We start from the raw sequence: 22987 nt of genomic DNA on the forward strand, positions 1-22987 counted from the left end.
TTAAAAGTATGAAAAAACTTCTTAATCTAACAAGAAGGCGAAACCGTGTATTTAAACCCGACCTAAATATTGCATATTATATTAGAGTCCTGTTATTAATGCTCACCTTCTTTTCCCTTAAAGCTAATGAGGGCTATACACATCAAAACAAAATCACCATAAACCTTCAAAATGTCTCTGTAAAACAACTCATTGACGAGATTGAAAAAACCACAGATTACCAATTTTTCTTTAGAATAGAAGATGTGGATTTAGAGCGTACTGTTTCTATTCAAATGAACAATGTTAACATCAGCGATATCCTTAATTCTATCTTCGATAGCACCACTACTACTTTTAACAAAAATGATTTAAGAATCTATTTATTAAAAAAACCGAATGCCTTAACTAATTTTGAAAAAGCGCAAAAAGTTACTCTTACCTCGCAATTATCAATAGAAGGAACGGTTCAGGATATTGATGGAAATCCATTGGCAGGGGCCACCATTATTGAAAAAGGAACAGATAATGGTGTAATTGCAGATTTTGATGGGAAATTTACAATTAATGTAACGGATGAGAATGTCGTTTTAATTGTATCATACCTTGGTTTTGCTTCTCAAAACATATCATTAAATGGCCGGTCCAACATCACCATAAACCTAAAGGAAGATGCTGCCGGTTTGGATGAAGTGGTCGTGGTAGGCTTTGGATCTCAAACAGAAAAAGAATTAATATCTTCGGTTACTTCCATAAAAACCAAGGATTTAAAAATTCCATCAAGTAACCTAACAACGGCCTTGGCAGGCCGAGCTGCAGGTTTAATCGCCTTTCAAAGGGGAGGCGAACCAGGAAGGGATAATGCTAATTTTTTTGTTAGAGGTATTACCACCTTCGCTCAAGGGGCATCTGCAAATCCTCTTATCCTTATAGATGGTGTGCAGTTAGGAATTGATGACTTAAGGCGCTTACACCCGGATGATATTGACTCATTTTCCATATTAAAAGATGCAACTGCTACCTCAATTTACGGAGCTAGAGGTGCAAATGGGATAGTTTTGGTAAAAACAAAGAAAGGAGTAAAGGGTAAGGTACGTATTTCAATACGGTCAGAAATTAGATCCTCGTCACCTACAAAGAATATTGAACTGGCAGATCCCATTACATACATGAAACTTGCCAATAGATCTATCTTGACTAGAGACCCATTAGGTTTTTCACCATACAATCTAGAACGAATAAACAATACAATTTCAGGAGATGATCCAATTCTATACCCAACTGTAGACTGGTATAACGCCCTTTTTAAGGAAAACTCATTGAATAAAAGCTTAAATTTCAACCTAAATGGAGGGGGAGAAGTAGCTCAATATTACCTTTCAGCAGTTGTCAATAATGACAACGGAATACTTAACGTCCCTGACATTAACGACTTCAATTCAAATGTGAAGTTTAAGAATTATTATTTACGCTCCAACATAAGCGTGAATTTAACCAATTCCACAAAACTAAGATTAAACTTTAACTTGGCCGTAGACAGCTATCGTGGACCTCTAGAAGGTGGCTCAGGTGTTTACAACAATGTAGTTAGAAGTAATCCTGTTCTTTTTAGACCTTTCTATGAAAAAACTGAAAGCACCCAATTTATAGATCATGTTTTATTTGGCAATTATAGAGACCCTATAAATAGTCAACTCATGAATAATCCATTTGCAGAATTAGCAAAAGGGTTCAAGGAAGATGCTACTACCAAATTGATTTCTCAACTGGAAATCGACCAAAAACTTAACTTTCTAACTGAGGGATTGGAGGCTAAGGTAATTATAAACGATACTAGAGAGTCCTTTTATTCTTTAAGGAGAACCACTATTCCTTTTTATTATAGCGCTTTTAAAAACCCATTAAACAATCAAATAGAATTAAGAGGTTTAAATCCTGAATCCGGAAGAGCATATTTAGAATATGAACCAGGAGATAGGAATATCGTTAATTCTACATATCTAGAAACTAGACTAAACTACATAAAGGATGTTGATGATGACAATAGAGTTACCGGGTTATTAGTAGGGACTTTGAACAACCGCCAGTTTTCAAGCGCTAATACCTTGCAAGAATCCTTAGCTTTTAGAAATGTGGGACTCTCCGGCAGATTTTCTTATGGTTTTAAGAGTAAGTACTTTGCTGAGTTCGATTTTGGGTATAACGGTTCAGAAAGGTTTGCCGCTAAGAATAGGTTCGGTTTTTTCCCATCAGGAGGTTTGGGTTGGTCAATTTCTGACGAAACTTTTTTTAAGAAATTTTCAAAAACAATAACGAAGTTTAAAATCAGAGCTACATATGGGCTTGTAGGTAATGACCAGATCGGGAGTGCTAACGATCGCTTTTTTTACCTCTCTGAGGTTAATTTGAACGATGGGGCGTATGCTTTTAGAACAGGAGACATTGGACAGGTTAGAAATAACGGGGTTTCATTTAGCCGTTACGCCAATGATAATATTACTTGGGAAATTGCCAAAAAGTTTAATCTGGGTATGGAATTAGATCTTTGGAACGACTTCAAGTTCGTTGGAAATTACTTCTCTGAAAAGAGGGAGAATATTTTAGTCAACAGAATTGTTCCTGATAATTTGGGTCTAGCTGCCCCCGTACGTGCTAATTTTGGGGAAGCAAAAAGTGGAGGAATTGATGGCACTCTAACCTACACAAAAAGTTTTGATAATGACTTATGGCTACAAGTAAATGGTAATTTAACATATGCTACAAGTGAGATTACCAAAATGGAAGAACCCAATTATGAGGCTGCCGAAACCCCTTGGAGTTCTAGAATTGGCCATCCGATCGGGCAAACTTGGGGGCTAATTGCAGAAAGACTTTTTGTAGACGATGAGGAAGTTGAAAACTCCCCCTTACAAACTTTTGGTCAATATTCTGGAGGCGATATTAAGTATAGGGACATTAACGGTGATGGCAGAATAACGAACGCAGACCAAGTACCAATAGGAAACCCAACCGTTCCTGAAATTGTATATGGAATAGGTTTCTCCTTAAATTATAAAAATTTTGATCTATCAACATTTTTTCAAGGAGCCGGTAACTCTTCTTTTTGGATCAACCCCAGAAATGTAGCTCCTTTTGCCAATGGACAAACCCTTCTTAAAGCCTGGGCAGATAGTCATTGGTCGGAAACAAATAGAGATGTATACGCTAAATGGCCAAGGCTATCCAATTTTGTAGTGGATAATAATACCCAAACTAGTACTTGGTTCATGAGAAATGGTTCTTTTTTAAGATTAAAAAGTTTAGAGATTGGTTATAGTTTACCTATTGAACTAATAGATAAAATCAACCTAAAGAAAGTTCGACTTTATGCTTCAGGAACTAATCTATACGTATGGAGCAAATTCAAGTTATGGGATCCAGAATTAGCGGGCAATGGACTCAATTATCCCAACCAACGCGTAATTAGTGCAGGGATTAATATATCGTTATAAAACCAATAATTTAATTATGACTAAGAAGATTAAAATTTTACCACTGTTGGCCGTATTTTTATTTTCGGCCTGTCAAGACTATCTGGATATTGTACCAAACGATATCCCTACCATAAACGATGCATTTATTAATAGAACCAGTGCAGAAACATTCTTATTCACCATTTATTCTGGAATAGAGAAGCCTGCTGATATCTTTAATAGTGCAGATAAAATGGCAGGAGATGAGGTATGGGTATCGGGAACAGGAGATGAGTTTTCTGGAATTCAAATTGCACAAGGATTGCAATCTGTCACAACTCCGCTGCTAGATAAATGGCAAGTAACGTACCGCCATATTAGAAACTGCAATGTACTATTGGCAAACATTGACAATGTTCCTGACATGACTGAGTTCGAGAAGAAGATATGGAAAGCAGAAGCCAAAGCTCTTAAAGCTTACTACCATTTTATTTTAATGCGGCAATATGGCCCTATTACTATTTCGGACGACTTGGTTCCTGTTTCACAGAGCACAGAATCACAAGACCTATCTCAAAGACCTATAGATGAAGTCGTAGATTATATCGTAACAACCTTAGACGAGGCTATGGTAGATCTTCCAGATGGCTTAATAAATCGATCTACGGAGCTGGGAAGAATATCAGGAACTGTGGCCGCAGCCATTAAAGCCAGAGTTTTGGTCACAGCGGCAAGCCCTTTGTTCAATGGGAATATATTTTACAGCGGTTTTGTCAACAAAAAAGGAGAAGAATTGTTTTCTACTTCATTTGACCCAAAAAAATGGGAAGTAGCCAGAGACGCATGTAAAGAAGCTATTGAAATGGCAGAGAGCAATGGCTACCAATTATATAACGAAACGGAGTACAAAAATTTATTCGTAAATGCTTCTCAGACAACCATAGATAAAATGACCTTGAGAAGTAGGCTCACGGATGAATGGAACAAAGAAATCTTATGGGGAAGATACGATGGTACGCATAATATTCAATTCAATGCTACGCCACAACTCCCAGGTACCTTAGGCTCAAATATTATAGGTTCTAGGCTCTCTCCAACACTACGTATCGCAGAAATGTACTACACCAACAATGGCGTGCCTATTGACGAAGATCCGAGTTTTGATTTTGAGAACAGGTATAAGACAAAAAATGCAAGCGAGGAAGAATCCTATAAAATTCAGGATGGTCAAGAGACTGCATACTTAAATTTTGATAGAGAAATACGGTTCTATGCCGACTTGGGGTTTGACAGGAGTATTTGGTCCGGAAATGGAAAAGGTGATGATGATAACGACCCTTTCATTATTAATGCTAGAAGTTTTGAAACTTCAGGGAGAAAAAGTGGAAACAACTATAGCGCCACCGGCTATTTCCCTAAGAAATTGGTAAAAGAAAATTCCGCATTGGTCAATAATGGCGCCAATTACGTTACAAGAGAGTACGCTTTTCCCATTATTAGACTGGCTGATCTATATCTGTATTATGCCGAGACATTAAATGAAACGAAGGCGGTTCCCGATCAGCAGGTTTATGAATACATTGATAGGATTAGAAACCGAGCCAAACTTGATGGGGTGGTAAATAGTTGGACCAATCATTCTACCAATCCAGGAAAGATAACTACACAAGAAGGGATGAGACAAATTATTCAACAGGAAAGAATGATAGAATTGGCTTTTGAAGGAGCTAGGTTTTGGGATTTACGACGTTGGAAATTATCCAAAGAGTATTTAAACCGTCCAATAAGAGGTTGGAATACCGCAGGAGAATCTGCTAGCGACTATTATACCGTGACCTCTCTTTTTGTTCCATTATTTTTTGAAAAAGACTATTTATGGCCTATAAGGGAGCAGGAGATTATTAATAACCCTGATTTGGTTCAGAATCCAGGGTGGTAGGATCTTAATAACTTTTAAAAACAGAAAAAGATGAAAGAATCAATATATTTAATTAATATGCTACTTGCAGCATTAATGCTTTTTGGATGTACCGAAGAGGAGCATACTCCTTTAAGTGAAGACGGAGTATCTCCCCAAGTGATAACCGATATAGAAGTTGAACCATTGAACGGTGGGTTTAATATCACTTACAATTTACCTAAAGATGAAGATTTACTGTATGTGAAAGCATATTATACCAATTCTAAAGGAGAGGAATCTACTGTGGTGAGCTCTGCCTATAAAAAGTCTGTTGAAATTGTTGGCTATGGTGATACAGAGGAAAAAACAATAAAACTACAAACAATAGACCGTTCTCAAAACAGATCGGAATTTGTTACCGTTACAGGAGTTCCCTTAGAGCCTGTTGTTAATAAAGTAGCAAAAACCATAACCATGACCGAAGGTTGGGGAGGTTTAAACTACCAGGTTATTAATTCAGAGAAAGATGAACTAATTATTGATCTAATCGCCAATGAAATAGAAATCAATGAAGAGACTGGAAATAGAAGTTATGGAAAATTCAAAGCACTGAAAACTTTATATACAAAGCTAGATACCATAACTGCAGTCTTACGCGGTTATGACCCCGTGCCTACAACCTTTGCCGCATTGGTCAAAGATATTTATGGAAATACCTCAGATACCATCTATCCAAGTACTCCCAATGGGCAATTGATTCCATGGGAGGAAATACTTTTGGATAAGGATAAGATTACCGAAGCAAAACAGCCAAATGACAATAACTGGTCACAGTGGGGTACCAGCTTTTTAAACGCTCTTGACGGAGTTCTTGGCAGCAATGCCTCCAACGTAACCCATACAGAAGATAATGCCTTCCCTTTTAAGCTGACCATTGATTTAGGTGCAGATGTCATCCTTAGTAGATTTAAAATTTGGAAAAATGACTATGGTAGCCTTTCCAGCTCTTACGGACATAACAATCCTCGTACCATGGAGGTATATGGAGCATCAACAATTCCCAATACCGATGGTAGTTTGGATGGTTGGACATATTTGGGCAGGTTTGAGGCAATCAAACCATCAGGGTCCGGAGCTTTTACTCCTGCAGATGAGCAACACGTTCTTGAAGGTGATGAGTTTGAATTTGACAATGCTCCAGAATTGAGATACATGAAGATATTATTCCTGGACAATTGGGGCGGAACATCCAGTTTGAGTTTTTCAGAAATCAGTTTTTGGGGTAGATATAATTAAAAATCAGTAAAACATGAAAGATAATAGAAAGAAAATTATCCTAGGAATATGTAGCTTAATGATATTAGGTATGATATCTATTGCTTGCGAAGATTCATACGAACAGCATTTGGAATATATTGAAAATGGAGAGATTATATATCCTACCAAAGTCAACAATCTTAAATCGTTGACCGGTAACAATAGAGTTAAAATTGTTGGCACTCTAAAAAACGCCTTTAATGTTAAAAAGGTAGTCGTTACTTGGGGCGCTTTAGAAGAGGAAAAGCAAACATATGAATACGTACGCAGTGAAGAAGAAATTGATACCTTAAACCTGATTGTCGACAATTTAGGAGAAAACGTATATACGCTTCAGGTGTTTACCATGGATGGAAAAAACAATACTTCTTTAAAAACTACTATTGTTGAAAGGATTTATGGAAGTATTTATGCGGAGAATTTAATCCCCAGAGATGTTATAAGCATTGAAATTAAAACCGAAGACCTCGTTGTTTTAACATTTAAAAGCCAAGATGATTCTAGGCTAACTCGACATACAAATATTGTCTACTACAATACCAGTGGTGAAGAGGTTTCTAAAACTATCAGCGAAGAAGAAGATACCATATCTTTAGATAGTATCGATGTAAACAGTGCACTAACGTATAGAACCTATTATGTTCCTACGGCAGACGATTTCGAAGGAAATAAAACAGCCATAGATAGTTTCCCTTCCCCTTGGAAAGAACTTACACTACCTGACGAATTTGAAAATGTATTGAATAAATAATTATAAAAAATATACACCTAAACCATCCTTTAAAGCTACTTGGGAAAACCCTAAATAGCCGGGTTTAGGATCAGAACTTAAGTATTTATTACTTGAAACGCTCGTATGAACACCTTTTCTAAAGCTTATAATGAACATCAAGTTATAAGCGACCTAATAACAGAGCGGTTTAATTTTCTAGATTTCGTTAAAGTTGTTATTTTTAATTCTATTGGGGCTAGCCCCAATAGAATTATTTTCTACATATTTAACGAGCGGCATTATACCTAAAGTATCTTCAAGATCATGTAAGTTAGAATTCTTCATCCAAATTTATGCTTGTTCTTTACATATTTCCATATCCTTGAATAGGCAATTTCAAATACCTTAAACACTATAATTTCCATTACATCTCTTCACTAAACCATTTTAGAGTATCAATCCCAAAAGTATAGCCGAACGAGAAATTTAGGTTTAAACAATTTCCTGAGAAAAAATAGACTGAGGCTCAACACAAAAATTGCATAACAAAAGAAAGAGAGGAATTCTAGACTTAAATATTTTATGTCCTTCAACACACAATTTGCTGCTGCTTTTTTCTTATCAAAGTACTTTCAAGCATTATTTTTCAATAATAACACAAGATTAAGATACACTAACGCTTGCATTCAAACACTAATTATGATTTCTCTACTACGCCACACAAGCTCGTCCCTAAGCCATTTACTTCGCCAAATCTAAAGATATATCAACCTACTATCTAAAAGCTTCTTTCTAGAAGCTATAGCTCAACATTTACCTAAACCAGACATGAAGTTTTTTCTTCATATTATACAGCATAGATTGATTATTGAAATAATTGATAAAAGCAGAGAACATTATCAAAGGAATAAAAGTCCTTGATAAAATCCCTGTGGAAAGACAGAATATAGTCCAAGAAGCCCTAATCCATATGCCTGAAAATATCAACTGGATTACTATAAAATGATTTCTAAGAGTAAAGATTGTGACGTATAAGTTTAATGTTCAAAAATGAACCTAGGAAACAGTCCAAGAAGAATGTCACCAATTAAATACAAAAAGAAAACAATTCCTGTGAAGCATCTCGGAAAACAGAAAAGAAATAGACCGGTACTTCTTGCTAAAAGGAGATACCTATAGACAGCTTCTACCCAGGAGTGGATATTTACCATATGCACCTATTGAATTACAAAACAAGCAGAATAACCGCAAAACTGTTACACTTTAACTTACCATTGAAAAAGCCTATAAATAATGTAAAGCATTCAGCTATTCTTATGAAACCAATACGAATAAGAATGCAGCAAGATTAAAATCAATACGGTGGCAATAGAAAGTATAAAGCTCAAATTTAAGTCGCTCAACACCATTTTAAGGTCTAAGCAAATGCATCACAACCAATTTTGAACTACTTTAACAATAGGAGCACCAATCATCGTTAGAATCCTTTAATGCAAAAATTAAAGAGTTTAGAGCGATGTTTAAAAGGCAAAAGAGATGTTAAGTTTTTCTTGATTAGACTAACAAAATTATAAACCCAATATATGTCAATCCCCAAGAATATTTCTTGATCCCCAATTCTTCCTAACCTTGGTAATAGTGAAGGGTAAAATAAAAAAGGCTTTCATTTTCATGAAAGCCTTTTATCCTGTGGGCCCTACTGGATTCGAACCAGTGACCCCCTGCTTGTAAGGCAGGTGCTCTGAACCAACTGAGCTAAGAGCCCCAATGGGGGTGCAAATATATAATACTTTTACATTCTACAAAAGAAAAATCAAAAAAAAAATCAAAGAACTTCTGCCACCACAAAATTGCTCCCGCCTATATAAATAAAATCATTCTTTTTAGCGCATTTTTTTGCAGCCATAAATGCCTTATTTACAGAATCATATACATTACCCATTAACCCTTCTTTTGAAAAAGCTGATTCTAAATCTTTTTCACCGAGACCTCTAAAATTTTTTGGCTTACAGAAATAATATGTTGCATTTTTTGGAAAAAGAGATGAAATATTACTAATCTCTTTATCCTTTACAAAGCCGATTACAATATGTAATTCTTCAAATTTTTGTTTTTTGACTTGTTCCAGTACAAGTGAAATGCCTTCTTTGTTATGTGCCGTATCACAAATAATAGTTGGATTTGAACCAATTTGCTGCCAACGCCCCATTAATTGTGTATTTTCAACTACTTGTCTTAAACCTATTATTACATTACTTTCTACTACCTTAAAGCCTGACAAAGTATGTAAAGTGGCAAGAACACCTTTAATGTTCTTCTTTTGATAAGACCCTAATAACCCAATCTCATAATCTGGATATTCAGATTCTTCAGCAAATATTATTTTAGAGTTGTTTTCTTTTGCTACGGATTTAAAAACAGGAGCCGTTTCTTCATTAAACTCACTAATAACTACCGGCACTTCATTTTTAATTATTCCTGCTTTCTCTCCTGCAATCTTAGCAAGAGTATCACCGAGCATATCAGTATGGTCCAAGCCAATATTTGTTATTAAACTAACCTCTGGCGTAATTATATTGGTAGAATCTAAACGCCCACCCAAGCCCACTTCTATAATAGCTATATCCACCTCTTCATCGGCAAAATAAGAGAATGCCATACCTACCGTCATTTCAAAAAAAGAAAGCTTATTAACGGTGAAGAATGACTTGTTCTCGGCTATAAAATCAACTACCCAGTTCTTCTCTATCTTTTTTCCATTAATACGAATACGCTCCCTGAAATCTTTTAAGTGTGGCGAGGTATATAAACCAACCGTATATCCCGCTTCTTGAAGCACTGAAGCCAACAGATGACTACTGGATCCTTTTCCATTGGTACCAGCAACATGTATGCTCTTAAATTTAGTATGGGGATCGCCTAGATGTTGGGCAAAGGATGTAATGCCATCTAGCTTTGAATTAAAGGCACTCTTACCTTTGTTCTGATACATTGGAAGCTGGGCAAACATCCAATCTAATGTTTCTTTATAGGTCACTCTCCTAACTTGAAATTTACTACTACGAAACCAACTTGTTTGCTTGGGGCGTTACCATCTAAATTCCATTTGTGCATAAAAGCAGTTTTCTTCGCAGGTTCAAGTAAGCATGGATTATTATTGGTTGTACCCTTCACTCCTGGTTCAGCACTTATCACTTTACCATTGCGGTCTACAATAATCTTGACCACTACCCTACCAGACTCATTACACTCTTGCTGTACTTTGCCTTTGTTAACCAGAGAGCGTCCATTTAGGCCATAACCACCGGTTCCACTTCCGCTACCTGGACTACCATAGTAGCTAGTAGCATATGGATCGCCGTCTGGTTGGCCCTTATCCCCTGCTTTATTATCATCTCCTTCACTACCCGATGCCGTACCGTCAGATTTATTAAGACCGCCCATCATAGCATCTAAGGCTTTCTTCTTTGCTTCTTGCTCTTGAAGAGCTTTTTCTTCGGCATCTTTCTTTTGCTTAGCTATTCTCGCAGCCTCCGCTTTTTTCTTATTCTCTGCAGCTTCTGCCTTTCTCTTTGCATCAGCAGCGGCTTTATCTGCTTTTCGTTTCGCTTCTTTGGCCTGTTCAATCTTTACAGATTCCTCATTATCTTGCGTTAAGACCTTTTCCGCTGGCGCCTCTTTCTCGGCTACAGCTTCCTCAACTTCTTCCACAGGTTCCTCAATTGATTCTGCAACTTCTTGTTCTGTAGGTTCAATAGGCGGAGTGTCTAAAGGTTCTGATTGTATCTTTTCTTTTGGCTGCACTTTTCCGCTGCCGAATTCCATGGTTCCAAAATTAACCGAGATTCCATTTTCTTCTGGTGGATCCATGTAATTTAGACCGATGTAAAATAAAACCAACAACAACGCACTTAACAACAATGTGGTAAGTGTCAATGATTTCTTTTTATGTTTCGTATCTAAAAATGCCATTTAGTTGGGGCGTACCGCCAAAATAACTTTATAATTATTCCTATTTGCGATATCCATAACATTCACTGCTTCCTTTATCGCTACACTTTCTTCTGCTCTAAGTATAATAGTTGGACTATCTTGACCTGCTAAAGCTTTTTTCAACTCAATTTCTATATACTCGCCATTAATACGTTCATCATTAACAAAGTACTGTAGATTTTTATCTATACTTACAGATACATTTTGCGTATTTGTTGATTTTCCCTTTGCCTTTGGCAATAACAAATCTAAGGCGTTAGGAGAATTTGCGGTTAGCATGAAAAACACCAATAACAAGAATACAATATCTGTCATTGAAGACATACTAAAGTCTGGACTGACTTTATTTCTTCCTTTTAATTTCATAATATAAAATTAAAGAGGTTCGTTTAATAGATCTAAGAATTCTACAGCATTGGCTTCCATTTTATGAACCACTTTATCAGTTCTGTTCACTAAATGATTATACCCAACATAAGCAATTATACCTACGATTAGACCCGCAACTGTCGTTGTCATTGCCGTATAAATACCAGACGCCAACGAACCCATTTCTGCTTGACCGCCACTACTGGCCATCTCATGAAATGCAAGTATCATACCAATAACTGTCCCCAAAAAGCCAATCATTGGAGCCGCACCGGCCACTGTAGCTAAAACACTCACATTCTTTTCTAACTTATACACTTCAAGAGTACCGGCATTTTCTATTGCAGTGTTAATATCATCTAATGGCTTACCAATCCGTGATACCCCTTTTTCAGTCAATCTTGCTACCGGTGAATCTGTTTGCGCACACAATATTTTTGCCGCATCCAACTTTCCCGTTGTAACATAATCACGAATTTGATTCATAAAATTCTTATCTATTTTTGAGGCTGCATTTACTGCTAATAAGCGCTCAAAATAAATATATAGAGCCACGCCCAACATTATGAACAAAACAGATATTATGATGACACTACCCGTGCCTCCATTGAAAATTAAATCTATTACCGAAAGAGTTTTCTCTTCAGACAATAATTCTTCGCTCTTATCTTGAGCCAAATCCTGAAATAATAACATAGTATTCTTTAAGTATTGAATTTGCCTTTATAACGATGAATTGCGAATTAAATTATGCGTTGAGCACAAAATCTCTCAACAAGATAAAAACGACCGCTCCGCTAATAAAACCAACGAATGCCAACCACGCAATTTTTTTAAGATACCAGAAAAAATCAATTTTTTCCATACCCATTGCCACAACCCCAGCTGCAGAACCTATTACCAACATACTACCTCCAGTACCTGCAGAGTATGCTATAAAGTGCCATAGAGGATTATCTATAGGCTCACTAAACATACCCATACTTGCTGCAACCAAAGGCACATTGTCGATCACGGCGGACCCAATTCCAAATAACAACACCACAATATCAGTGTTTGGTATAGCTTCATTAAGAGCTCCTGCAGCGTTAAAAAGTATTCCCAAAGACTCCATTGCAGCAACTGCTAGCAATATGCCCAAAAAGAACAAGATACTTGGCAATTCAATTTTAGATAAGGAATGATGAACAGGACTATGATGACCTTCGTTATCTTGTCCTTCCTGATCCACAGAAGAAATACTGAACTTCTTATTACTATATATTTCTGCAAAAGTTGCTACTACGGCCAATGACAACATCATACCTACATAAGGAGGCAAATGAGTAACAGTCTTAAAGATAGGGACGAATAATATAGCCCCAAGACCTAAATACAACATAATTCCACTATACTTTGATTTAGACTTCTCCTCATCTAATTCACCATCGATCAAACCTTTAAAAACCTTAAACCTACTTGCTATAACTACTGGGACAATCATACAAACCAAAGAAGGCAATAACACATGAAGCACCAACTGTCCAGCACTTACCCTATTCGCAATCCATAACATTGTCGTAGTAACATCACCAATTGGAGACCAAGCACCACCGGCATTTGCAGTAATAACAATCATACCCGCAAACCATAATTTGGTCTCTCTATCCTTAATTACTTTTTGAAGTATGGTAATTAAAACTATTGTTGCTGTTAGATTATCGATTATTGCAGACAAAACGAATGCTAATATTGAAAATAACCAAAGTAACTTTCCTTTTTCCTTTGTTTTAATAAAGCCTTTTATTGTTGCAAAACCATCGAAATAATCAATTATCTCCACAATGGTCATTGCCCCTAACAGAAAGAAAAGAATTTCAGCGGTTTTGCCCAAATGGTGCAAAAGAGATTCCTCCATAAGGTGCATTCTATCTAAATGCCCTAATCCACCAAAACCATTCACAAGACTTTGTTGAGCAGAATCAAACCAATTTTCATAACCATCTATCCCAAGAGCAATCAGCGCCCACAGTATAGCCATCATGGCCAATGCCGGAATCAGTTTATCTATTTTAAGGTTGTGCTCTAAGGTAATGGCAAGATATCCTGCCAAAAAAACAATAACAATTATGGTTTCCATTTTCGTTGGTTTTTAAGTAAAAAAGTATAAGCTGTAAATATAGACTCTATTTCTAGAAAATAAATCTTCCAAATATATTTAAAATTGTCTGTGAAATCCTAATGAATTTACAATAATACCCAAGATATCTGACACCCAAATACTTAAAATACCGCTATTTTAGTTTTAACAAGTTCTTAGCGGTCATATTTTAACGCATAAAAAAATGTTAAATATGAAATAACCTGTCACCACTTAATCACATTTCTTACAAAATCACTCAAATAGAGATGTTTAAGCAATATATTTTGCAGCTATATCTCTATCTTTGAGAAGTTAACCTTTATATATATTTAGATGAATTTTTCATTGAATGAAGAACAAAAACTTATACAAGAAGCGGCACGAGATTTTGCTCAAACTGAATTATTACCAGAAGTAATTGAACGTGATGACGCACAAAGATTTCCTAAAGAAGAGATTAAAAAACTAGGAGAACTGGGGTTTTTAGGAATGATGGTAGACCCCAAATATGGCGGAAGCGGACTAGACACACTTTCTTATGTTATTGCCATGGAAGAAATTTCTAAAATTGACGCTTCAATCTCGGTGGTCATGTCCGTAAATAATTCTTTGGTCTGTTGGGGACTGGAAAAATTCGGTACTGAAGCTCAAAAAGAAAAATACCTTACCAAACTATCTACAGGAGAACACATAGGTGCTTTCTGTTTATCTGAACCAGAAGCAGGCAGTGACGCTACTTCCCAAAAAACAACAGCAATAGACATGGGCGACCATTATATTGTAAATGGAACAAAAAACTGGATTACAAATGGCGGAACTGCAAGTACCTATATTGTAATTGCCCAAACCGATAAAGACAAAAAACATAAAGGTATAAACGCCTTAATCATTGAAAAAGGTACTCCCGGATTTGAGATAGGACCAAAGGAAAACAAATTAGGCATTAGAGGTAGTGATACTCACTCATTAATATTTAATGACGTAAAAGTGCCAAAAGAAAATAGAATAGGTGAAAATGGATTCGGTTTTAAGTTTGCCATGAAAACTTTGGCAGGAGGCCGTATTGGCATTGCCGCCCAAGCACTGGGCATTGCTTCCGGTGCCTATGAATTAGCCCTAAAATACGCAAAAGAACGTAAGGCTTTTGGTACGGAAATTTGCAATCACCAAGCTATAGCCTTTAAACTTGCCGATATGCATACTGAAATACAGGCCGCTCGGTTACTAGTTTACCAAGCTGCCATTGATAAGGATACAGATAGAAATTATGACCTCTCTGGCGCAATGGCCAAACTATACGCATCTAAAGTTGCAATGGATACTACGGTTGAAGCCGTACAAATTCACGGTGGAAACGGGTTTGTAAAAGATTATCATGTTGAACGACTAATGAGAGATGCCAAAATTACACAGATATATGAAGGCACTTCTGAAATACAAAAAATCGTCATTTCAAGAAGTATTTTAAAGAAAAATTAATACAAGTTGTAAGTTACCCCTAACATTAAAAGGGGTGTCTTACAGCAAACACAAGCAAAACTTTGTTAACTACCCAATAAAGTTAGGTCTATATGTTACAAAGACTCCTTATATAGACTTTACCCCCTACTTCACTAATCATTTTCCACAAAATTGGCTTAAATTTATCAATCTGATAAATTGAAGGTTTCAAAAATCAATAATTATAGTTTTTAAAAGCTTTTATTTATTTCGTTGAATTTTTTAATCAAATTAGCAACAATCATTGAATATAATTTAATTAAATTGATATTTTTGAAGAAATACCACAAAGAATGACACTGAAGAAGCAAGGATTATATCTACCGGAATTTGAACATGATAACTGTGGGGCTGGGTTTATATGCAGTCTTAAAGGAAAAAAATCTAACGACATTATTCATAAAGCGTTAGAGATACTTGAACGTTTAGAACACAGAGGGGCAGTAAGTGCCGACGGTAAAACAGGAGATGGAGCGGGTATCTTAATTGATGTACCTCATGATTTTTTTCAGGCAGTTTGCAACTTTGACCTACCTAAGGCCGGTGAATATGCTGTTGGTAATATTTTCTTTCCACGTAAAGAAAATCAACGAAATTTCTGTATCTCGGTTTTTGAAGAAAATATTAAGAAACAAGGTTTAAAACTATTAGGGTGGAGAGATGTTCCCGTCAATAGATCTATACCTGGTAGAATTGCTACCGAAACCGAACCTTTTGTAAAACAAATATTCATAGCAAAAGAAAACGAAGATCAAGACTATTTTGATTTTAACTTAAAGCTTTTTATTGCAAGAAAAGTAACAGAACACACCATTATAAAGTCTAAATTATCTGAGAGCAAGTTTTTTTATGTGCCAAGCTTGTCAACCAAGATTATTATATTTAAAGGTCTATTGATGCCTTTAGATATTAGTTTATATTACTCAGACTTGATGGATTCTAGAGTAGTTACTAGACTAGCACTGGTACATCAACGTTTCTCAACAAATACTTTCCCTACATGGGATTTGGCACAGCCATTTAGATACATGTGCCATAATGGCGAAATAAATACCTTAAGAGGTAATGTCACACGCATGTTCTCCAGAGAAGAATTGCTGAAAAGTGATATGTTCGGAGATGAAATAAAGAATGTTCTTCCCATCATTTTACCTGGAAAGTCTGATTCTGCTACCATGGATATGGTTGTTGAACTTTTATTGATGACAGGTAGATCTTTACCAGAAGTAATGATGATATTAGTTCCTGAAGCATGGGAGAAAAATACCGAAATGTCTGAAGCTAAAAGGTCATTTTATGAGTATCACTCCTGTATGATGGAACCTTGGGACGGACCAGCTTCTATTCCTTTTACAGACGGAAACTTTATTGGTGCGGTATTAGATAGAAACGGATTAAGGCCATCTAGATACACGGTTACCAAAGATGATTACGTAGTTATGTCTTCTGAAACCGGTGTTGTTGATATTACTCCAGACAATGTAGAATTCCACGGAAGGTTACAGCCAGGAAAAATGTTTTTGGTGAACATGGAAGAAGGTAGAATTGTTAACGATGAAGAAATTAAAGAGAACATCGCTCAAAAATTCCCTTACAAGAAATGGCTAAATGATAACTTAGTTCATTTAAAAGATATACCCTATAATGATTGTCCATTATTTTTAGGAGAGGAAACCTTAGAGAATAGAAAATCTGTTTTCGGCTATACCATAGAAGATATAAATACCATTGTACTTCCAATGGCGAAAGCAGGTAAAGAACCAATTGGCTCAATGGGTTCAGATACACCTATTGCTATTTTATCTCAACGTCCTCAGTTAATTTATAATTACTTCAAACAATTATTTGCACAAGTAACGAACCCTCCTTTAGATGGTATTCGTGAAGAACTGATTACAGATATCAGCTTAACCTTAGGTAGCGACCATAATATATTTGAGTTTTCTGAATTGCACTGTAGAAAACTTAAAATCCAAAATCCTGTGATTTCCAAAGAAGATTTGGATAAAATTAAAAATTATGATGTAAGTCCTGATTATAAGGTGGTTTCAATATCAATGTTATATTCCATTAAACAGGGACACAATGGTCTAGAAGATGCCTTACAATCGCTATTAAACCAAGCATCCAATGCAGTAGATGAAGGTGCAAACATTATCATTCTTTCTGATAGAAATGTAACGAAAGAGATGGCACCAATTCCTGCATTATTAGCTTGTTCATTTGTAAATAGCGGATTACAGAAACTTGGCAAACGTTCTAAGTTAAGTGTAATCATAGAGTCTGCAGAGCCTCGTGAAGTACATCATTTTGCTTTGTTATTCGGCTTTGGAGCAAGTGCTATTAACCCATACCTTGTTAATGAAATTATTGCTGAGCAAATAGAAGAGCATGATATAACAGAAATATCATTTGATGACGCTATTAAAAATTACAATAAGGCTGTTGGGAAAGGAATATTAAAAGTGATGAATAAAATTGGTATTTCAACACTTAACTCTTACCGTGGATCTCAACTTTTTGAATGTATCGGAATTAATACAAAGGTTGTTGAAAAATATTTCCCAAATACTCCAACACGTATTCAAGGTATTGGTCTTTATCAAATTGAAAAAGAAATTGCTTTACGTCACCATAAGACTTTTAGCAAACAACACATAGATGCTAATTTAGATTTAGAAATTGGTGGTGAATATAGATGGAGAAGAGATGGTGAAAAACACATGTTTAATCCGTTATCTATAGCTAAACTTCAAAAATCTGTTCGCAATAACGAACCAGACACTTACAAGGAATATTCAAATATGGTTAATGAGCAATCAAAAAACCTTATGACTATTAGAGGTCTATTTGAATTCTCTAATTATGATCCTATTCCTTTGGATGATGTTGAACCTTGGACAGAAATTGTAAAAAGGTTTAAAACCGGCGCAATGTCTTACGGTTCTATTAGTCAAGAAGCTCATGAGAATTTAGCAATTGCCATGAACCGTATTGGTGGAAAGAGCAACTCTGGTGAAGGGGGTGAAGATCAAAATAGATTTTACAAAAATTCTACTGGCGATTGGAGAAACAGTGCAATAAAACAAGTTGCCTCCGGTAGATTTGGTGTCACCTCTAATTACTTGACCAATGCTAAAGAAATTCAAATTAAAATGGCACAGGGTGCCAAGCCAGGTGAAGGTGGTCAATTACCTGGTCCTAAAGTAAATCCAGAAATTGCAAAAACAAGAAATTCTACGCCCTATGTAGGTTTAATTTCTCCTCCTCCACATCATGATATTTATTCTATTGAAGATTTATCTCAACTTATTTATGACTTAAAATCTGCAAATAGAAAAGCTAGAATAAATGTTAAACTAGTTTCAGAAGTTGGTGTAGGTACTGTTGCGGCCGGTGTTGCAAAAGCAAAAGCAGACGTTGTTTTGGTTTCTGGTTTTGATGGTGGTACGGGAGCTTCTCCTTTAACATCTCTAAAACATTGTGGTTTACCCTGGGAGCTTGGTATTGCCGAAGCTCAACAAACACTTGTTTTAAACGACTTAAGAAACAGAATAGTTCTTGAGTGTGACGGTCAATTGAAAACAGGTAGAGATGTCGCCGTAGCTTGTCTATTAGGCGCCGAAGAATTTGGATTTGCAACTGCTCCCTTGGTAGCATCTGGTTGTATTATGATGCGTGTTTGTCATTTAAACACTTGTCCCGTAGGGATTGCAACCCAAAACCCTGAATTAAGAAAGAAATTTAAAGGAAAACCTGAGCACGTAGTTAACTATATGTACTTTGTAGCACAAGAGTTACGTGAAATTATGGCACAATTAGGCTTTAAGACCATTAATGAAATGGTAGGTCAGGTTCAAAAACTAGATCGCAAAAAAGCCATTGATCATTATAAAGCTGCAGGCATAGATTTAACCCCTATTTTACATCAGGTCGACGTATCTAAAGGGACCAAATTTTATAATACGGAAAAGCAAAAACACGATATTACCAAGTCTATAGAATTTGATATTATAGCGAAAGCTAATCCTTCTTTATTTAGAAAAGAGAAGCTAACTTTAGATTATCCTATTTGCAATACAGATCGTGCCGTTGGCGCAATCATCAGTAATGAAATTTCAAAAACTTACGGAGCTGAAGGATTACCTATAAATACCCTACGACTTAATTTCACAGGTTCTGCTGGGCAAAGTTTTGGTGCTTTTGCAACCAGAGGACTTACCATGGTAGTAAATGGAAATACTAATGATTATTTAGGAAAAGGACTTTCAGGAGCAAAACTAGTAATCAAAGTACCTGAGAAATCTACGATAATACCTGAAGACAATGTAATTACCGGAAACGTAACATTATATGGAGCTACTGCAGGTAGAGCATATATTAACGGAAAAGCAGGAGAACGTTTTTGTGTACGTAACTCTGGAGCCAAAGCTGTTGTTGAAGGAATTGGAGATCATGGTTGTGAATATATGACCGGCGGAGTTGCCGTTATTCTCGGTGAAGTAGGTAGAAATTTTGGGGCAGGTATGAGTGGTGGTATCGCATATGTATTAGATAATAACAATACTTTTAATAGTAGATGTAGTACAGAAGGGCTTAACCTTTTAAAGGTTACAGACACTAATGATATCAAACAATTAAAAGATTTGATTGAAAGCCACTATAACTCTACATCTAGTCCATTAGCCCAACGTATTTTAGAAAACTGGGAGTCATATTTACCTAAATTTATCAAGGTATTACCAGAAGAATATAGACAGGCTTTAATTAGACTAGAGGAAGAAAACTTACAAACTATTTAAGATCGGAATATGGGAAAGATAACAGGATTTTTGGAATTCGATAGAAAAATTGAGGCATACGAACCGGTTGAGGAACGTTTAAAAGATTACAAGGAATTTACCATACCACTTCCTGAAAAGGAATTAAAAGAACAAGGTGCTCGTTGTATGGACTGTGGTATTCCATTTTGTCATAGTGGTTGCCCTTTAGGGAATTTAATCCCTGATTTCAATGATGCAGTATACCGTGCTAAATGGGAAAAAGCAAGTGAAATTTTACACTCCACGAACAATTTTCCTGAATTTACAGGAAGATTGTGTCCAGCTCCTTGCGAAGAAGCATGTGTTCTTGGTATCAATGAAGACCCGGTTACTATTGAAAATATTGAAAAAAATATTGTAGAAACTGCTTTTAAAAAGGGATGGATTACCGCAAAACCACCTTTAAATAAAACGGGAAAAAAAGTTGCTGTAGTAGGTTCTGGCCCTGCAGGTCTTGCCACTGCTCAACAATTGAACAGAGCTGGACATGATGTTACCGTATTTGAAAGAGATGAAAAACCAGGCGGATTATTACGTTATGGCATCCCTGATTTTAAAATGGAAAAAAACATTATTGATAGACGTTTAGAAATTCTAAAAGAAGAAGGAATTACCTTCAAATGTGGAGTACATATAGGTATCGATATTAAAGCTGACGCCCTTAAAGAAGAATATGACGCTATCATATTAACTGGAGGCGCAACTATCAGAAGAAACCTACCCATAGAGGGCTCTGACCTAAAGGGTGTTGTTCAAGCAATGGACTTCCTTGGACAAAATAATAGACGCGTAGACGGTATTACAGACTTAGGTGAAGAAATTAAAGCTACAGGCAAAGACGTTGTTGTTATTGGTGGTGGAGATACAGGATCTGATTGCATAGGAACTTCCTTTCGTCATGGTGCTACTTCCGTTTCAAATTTTGAAATTATGCCTATGGCCACCACCGAAAGACCAGAAGGTCAACCTTGGCCCTTTTGGCCAATGAGATTAAGAACTAGTTCTTCTCATAAAGAAGGAGCTGAACGTTTCTTTAGTATATCTACAAAGAAATTTATAGGTGATGCTGACGGAAATTTAAAAGGATTAATAACTTCAGAAGTAGAATGGATTAAAACTCCAGGACAACGTCCACAACTTAAAGAAGTTCCTGGAACGGAAAAAGAATGGAAATGTGAACTAGCATTGTTAGCTTTAGGTTTCACAGGTTCTGAAAATACCGTTTCTAATCAGTTGGGTCTAGAAATGGATGCCAGAACTAACATTAAAGCATCTGAAAATGATTATAAAACAAATGTTCCAGGTGTATTTGCTGCTGGTGACCAAAGAAGAGGTCAATCTCTTATTGTCTGGGCTATATCTGAAGGTAGGCAAGCTGCCCATCATGTAGATAAATATCTTATGGGTGAAACTGCTCTACCTCTTAAAGGCGAAGGTGATTTACCTCGTGTATAACATTGTTATAACCATATTAGAAAGTCCCACTAATACTTAGTAGGGGCTTTCTAATTTTTATGGGAAATCGCATAGTAGTTTAAACTCCCTTTTTCTTACCAGCATAATTTAGTTTATCTACTATCTTAGTATTATCTTTTATCCTAAACGTAACACTTTACTATTGAATATTCTTAACTCTAAACGTTGATCAAAACTTAAACTTGGGATAAAAGTTCACTTTTGACAAAATCAAATTACATTTAGAATTAGTACGGTATTAGTGCCTAGATGGCATGTTCGATTACTTGTAACGTATAAGCCCAAAATTATCAACCGTTCAATTTTACTTAGAATAACAGAATGCACTCCCAGATGAAAACCAACCGGAAATAGCTAAATCCCTAGCTTTCTTTCCCGAAATAAAATTGAGATATACCCGTATTATTCCTAATGCAGTACTGGCACTGAGCCCTTATAAACACCGTTAAAATCATAAAAGAGAATAAGATCAAATAACTAATACCACTCTCCCAACCTACAAGGTTGCTTCTTTTTTACCAGGTAACAACTAATACGGTGAAAAAGCAGTTATGATACAATTTATGGCGAAAACCTAGACTACCTCTAAAAAAAAAGCATCTAAGTGAATTAAAATATTGGTTCTAAAAGTAATATTCACAGGACCTATAACTTTCTGAAAAGAATTTGAACTACTATTTAAGCTTAAATGAAAACTCATTTTTCAACAGTGAAATCTACAAGGGGTATAATCTATAAAGGCACTAACAAAAAGGAAAGACGGCATAATGGTCACTATTCTAGATCCACAACAAATAATGTCTTGCGTATACGTAATAAAACTTCCTCGGAAAATAGAAATCTTGATATAGAGGTTACTGTGGATATGGCTAGAAATATAAATTTGACCGGTAAAAGATTTTTACTGAAACAGAGAGCGTAAGAGATAGATTTCATGTACAAAAACTAGCCTCAAAAGAATTCAGCGTGATGTTTAGAAGCGAAAAAGATGTTAAACTTTTCTTGTTTAGACTAACAACATTATACTCCTAATTGATGTCGTTCTTCACCCCTTGACAAAACACCGTTACAGGGCTGTATACGGCCAACCATTATAAACTATAAGTAAAACGATAGCATTTCAGGGCTAACGGTTTAAAAACTTCTGCAATGATTCCACACAAGTAGTAGTAGTAGTAGTAGTAGTAGTAGTATTGTTTTCTAAGCGGTCACGGCATTTTTACAAATGCGACGCACAGCAAACTATTAGGTATAAAAAAAGCCCTTTACAATTAAGTAAAGGGCTTTCGAAAAAGGCGGCTACCTACTCTCCCACTTGGTATAGCAGTACCATCGGCGCAAACG

General features: G+C 36.0%; 12 protein-coding genes and 1 tRNA gene. 7 read left to right on the forward strand and 6 right to left on the reverse strand.

Features of this window, described 5'->3' with window-relative positions; all coding sequences use genetic code 11:
- Positions 1-8: 8 nt before the first annotated feature.
- The 4 genes from BW936_RS15185 to BW936_RS15200 are packed head-to-tail and all read left to right on the forward strand — an operon-like array spanning position 9 to position 7399.
- Positions 9-3470: a SusC/RagA family TonB-linked outer membrane protein gene (locus tag BW936_RS15185; protein ID WP_159439031.1), complete on the forward strand. Its 3462-nt coding sequence runs from the start codon at positions 9-11 to the stop codon at positions 3468-3470.
- 16 nt (positions 3471-3486) lie between these two features.
- Entirely contained in the window at positions 3487-5370 is a 1884-nt protein-coding gene (locus BW936_RS15190) for a RagB/SusD family nutrient uptake outer membrane protein (protein WP_076549698.1), read from the forward strand.
- A gap of 30 nt (positions 5371-5400) precedes the next feature.
- On the forward strand, positions 5401-6627 hold the full coding sequence (locus BW936_RS15195; RefSeq protein WP_076549700.1) for a DUF5000 domain-containing lipoprotein: 1227 nt from the start codon (positions 5401-5403) through the stop codon (positions 6625-6627).
- 13 nt (positions 6628-6640) lie between these two features.
- On the forward strand, positions 6641-7399 hold the full coding sequence (locus tag BW936_RS15200; RefSeq protein WP_076549702.1) for a DUF4998 domain-containing protein: 759 nt from the start codon (positions 6641-6643) through the stop codon (positions 7397-7399).
- Between the two features lie 1651 nt (positions 7400-9050).
- Here BW936_RS15200 and BW936_RS15205 read toward each other — a convergent pair.
- The 6 genes from BW936_RS15205 to nhaD form a co-directional block, all read right to left on the reverse strand.
- Positions 9051-9125 (reverse strand) — tRNA-Val (locus BW936_RS15205).
- A gap of 60 nt (positions 9126-9185) precedes the next feature.
- Complete coding sequence (locus BW936_RS15210; protein WP_076549704.1) at positions 9186-10397, reverse strand: bifunctional folylpolyglutamate synthase/dihydrofolate synthase; 1212 nt, start codon at positions 10395-10397, stop codon at positions 9186-9188.
- The gene (locus BW936_RS15215; protein ID WP_076549706.1) at positions 10394-11332 is read right to left on the reverse strand and encodes an energy transducer TonB; all 939 of its coding nucleotides are present in this window, start codon (positions 11330-11332) and stop codon (positions 10394-10396) included. Before BW936_RS15215 ends, BW936_RS15210 begins: the two co-directional genes overlap by 4 nt.
- Entirely contained in the window at positions 11333-11719 is a 387-nt protein-coding gene (locus tag BW936_RS15220) for an ExbD/TolR family protein (RefSeq protein WP_027068115.1), read from the reverse strand.
- A gap of 9 nt (positions 11720-11728) precedes the next feature.
- Complete coding sequence (locus BW936_RS15225; protein ID WP_076549708.1) at positions 11729-12418, reverse strand: MotA/TolQ/ExbB proton channel family protein; 690 nt, start codon at positions 12416-12418, stop codon at positions 11729-11731.
- Between the two features lie 52 nt (positions 12419-12470).
- Complete coding sequence (gene nhaD / locus BW936_RS15230; protein ID WP_076549710.1) at positions 12471-13841, reverse strand: sodium:proton antiporter NhaD; 1371 nt, start codon at positions 13839-13841, stop codon at positions 12471-12473.
- A gap of 336 nt (positions 13842-14177) precedes the next feature.
- Here nhaD and BW936_RS15235 point away from each other — a divergent pair, with 336 nt between their 5' ends.
- The 3 genes from BW936_RS15235 (at position 14178) to BW936_RS15245 (ending at position 21622) form a co-directional block, all read left to right on the forward strand.
- Positions 14178-15323, forward strand: a complete 1146-nt coding sequence (locus BW936_RS15235) for an acyl-CoA dehydrogenase (RefSeq protein WP_076549712.1) — start codon at positions 14178-14180, stop codon at positions 15321-15323.
- A 314-nt stretch (positions 15324-15637) separates the two neighbouring features.
- On the forward strand, positions 15638-20146 hold the full coding sequence (gene gltB, locus BW936_RS15240) for a glutamate synthase large subunit (protein WP_076549714.1): 4509 nt from the start codon (positions 15638-15640) through the stop codon (positions 20144-20146).
- A gap of 9 nt (positions 20147-20155) precedes the next feature.
- The gene (locus BW936_RS15245; RefSeq protein ID WP_076549715.1) at positions 20156-21622 is read left to right on the forward strand and encodes a glutamate synthase subunit beta; all 1467 of its coding nucleotides are present in this window, start codon (positions 20156-20158) and stop codon (positions 21620-21622) included.
- The last annotated feature ends 1365 nt before the right edge of the window (positions 21623-22987 follow it).

The sequence above is a fragment of the Maribacter ulvicola genome (genome assembly GCF_900155985.1).
In the GTDB taxonomy this organism is placed as follows: domain Bacteria; phylum Bacteroidota; class Bacteroidia; order Flavobacteriales; family Flavobacteriaceae; genus Maribacter; species Maribacter ulvicola.

What these genes read in the sequence shown, in the direction of transcription:
- BW936_RS15185 (WP_159439031.1), top strand. Translation starts at nt 9, where the DNA reads ATGAAAAAACTTCTTAATCTAACAAGAAGGCGAAACCGTGTATTTAAA.
- gltB (WP_076549714.1), top strand. Translation starts at nt 15,638, where the DNA reads ATGACACTGAAGAAGCAAGGATTATATCTACCGGAATTTGAACATGAT.
- BW936_RS15215 (WP_076549706.1), bottom strand. Translation starts at nt 11,332, where the DNA reads ATGGCATTTTTAGATACGAAACATAAAAAGAAATCATTGACACTTACC.
- BW936_RS15200 (WP_076549702.1), top strand. Translation starts at nt 6,641, where the DNA reads ATGAAAGATAATAGAAAGAAAATTATCCTAGGAATATGTAGCTTAATG.
- BW936_RS15195 (WP_076549700.1), top strand. Translation starts at nt 5,401, where the DNA reads ATGAAAGAATCAATATATTTAATTAATATGCTACTTGCAGCATTAATG.
- BW936_RS15225 (WP_076549708.1), bottom strand. Translation starts at nt 12,418, where the DNA reads ATGTTATTATTTCAGGATTTGGCTCAAGATAAGAGCGAAGAATTATTG.
- nhaD (WP_076549710.1), bottom strand. Translation starts at nt 13,841, where the DNA reads ATGGAAACCATAATTGTTATTGTTTTTTTGGCAGGATATCTTGCCATT.
- BW936_RS15190 (WP_076549698.1), top strand. Translation starts at nt 3,487, where the DNA reads ATGACTAAGAAGATTAAAATTTTACCACTGTTGGCCGTATTTTTATTT.
- BW936_RS15220 (WP_027068115.1), bottom strand. Translation starts at nt 11,719, where the DNA reads ATGAAATTAAAAGGAAGAAATAAAGTCAGTCCAGACTTTAGTATGTCT.
- BW936_RS15245 (WP_076549715.1), top strand. Translation starts at nt 20,156, where the DNA reads ATGGGAAAGATAACAGGATTTTTGGAATTCGATAGAAAAATTGAGGCA.
- BW936_RS15235 (WP_076549712.1), top strand. Translation starts at nt 14,178, where the DNA reads ATGAATTTTTCATTGAATGAAGAACAAAAACTTATACAAGAAGCGGCA.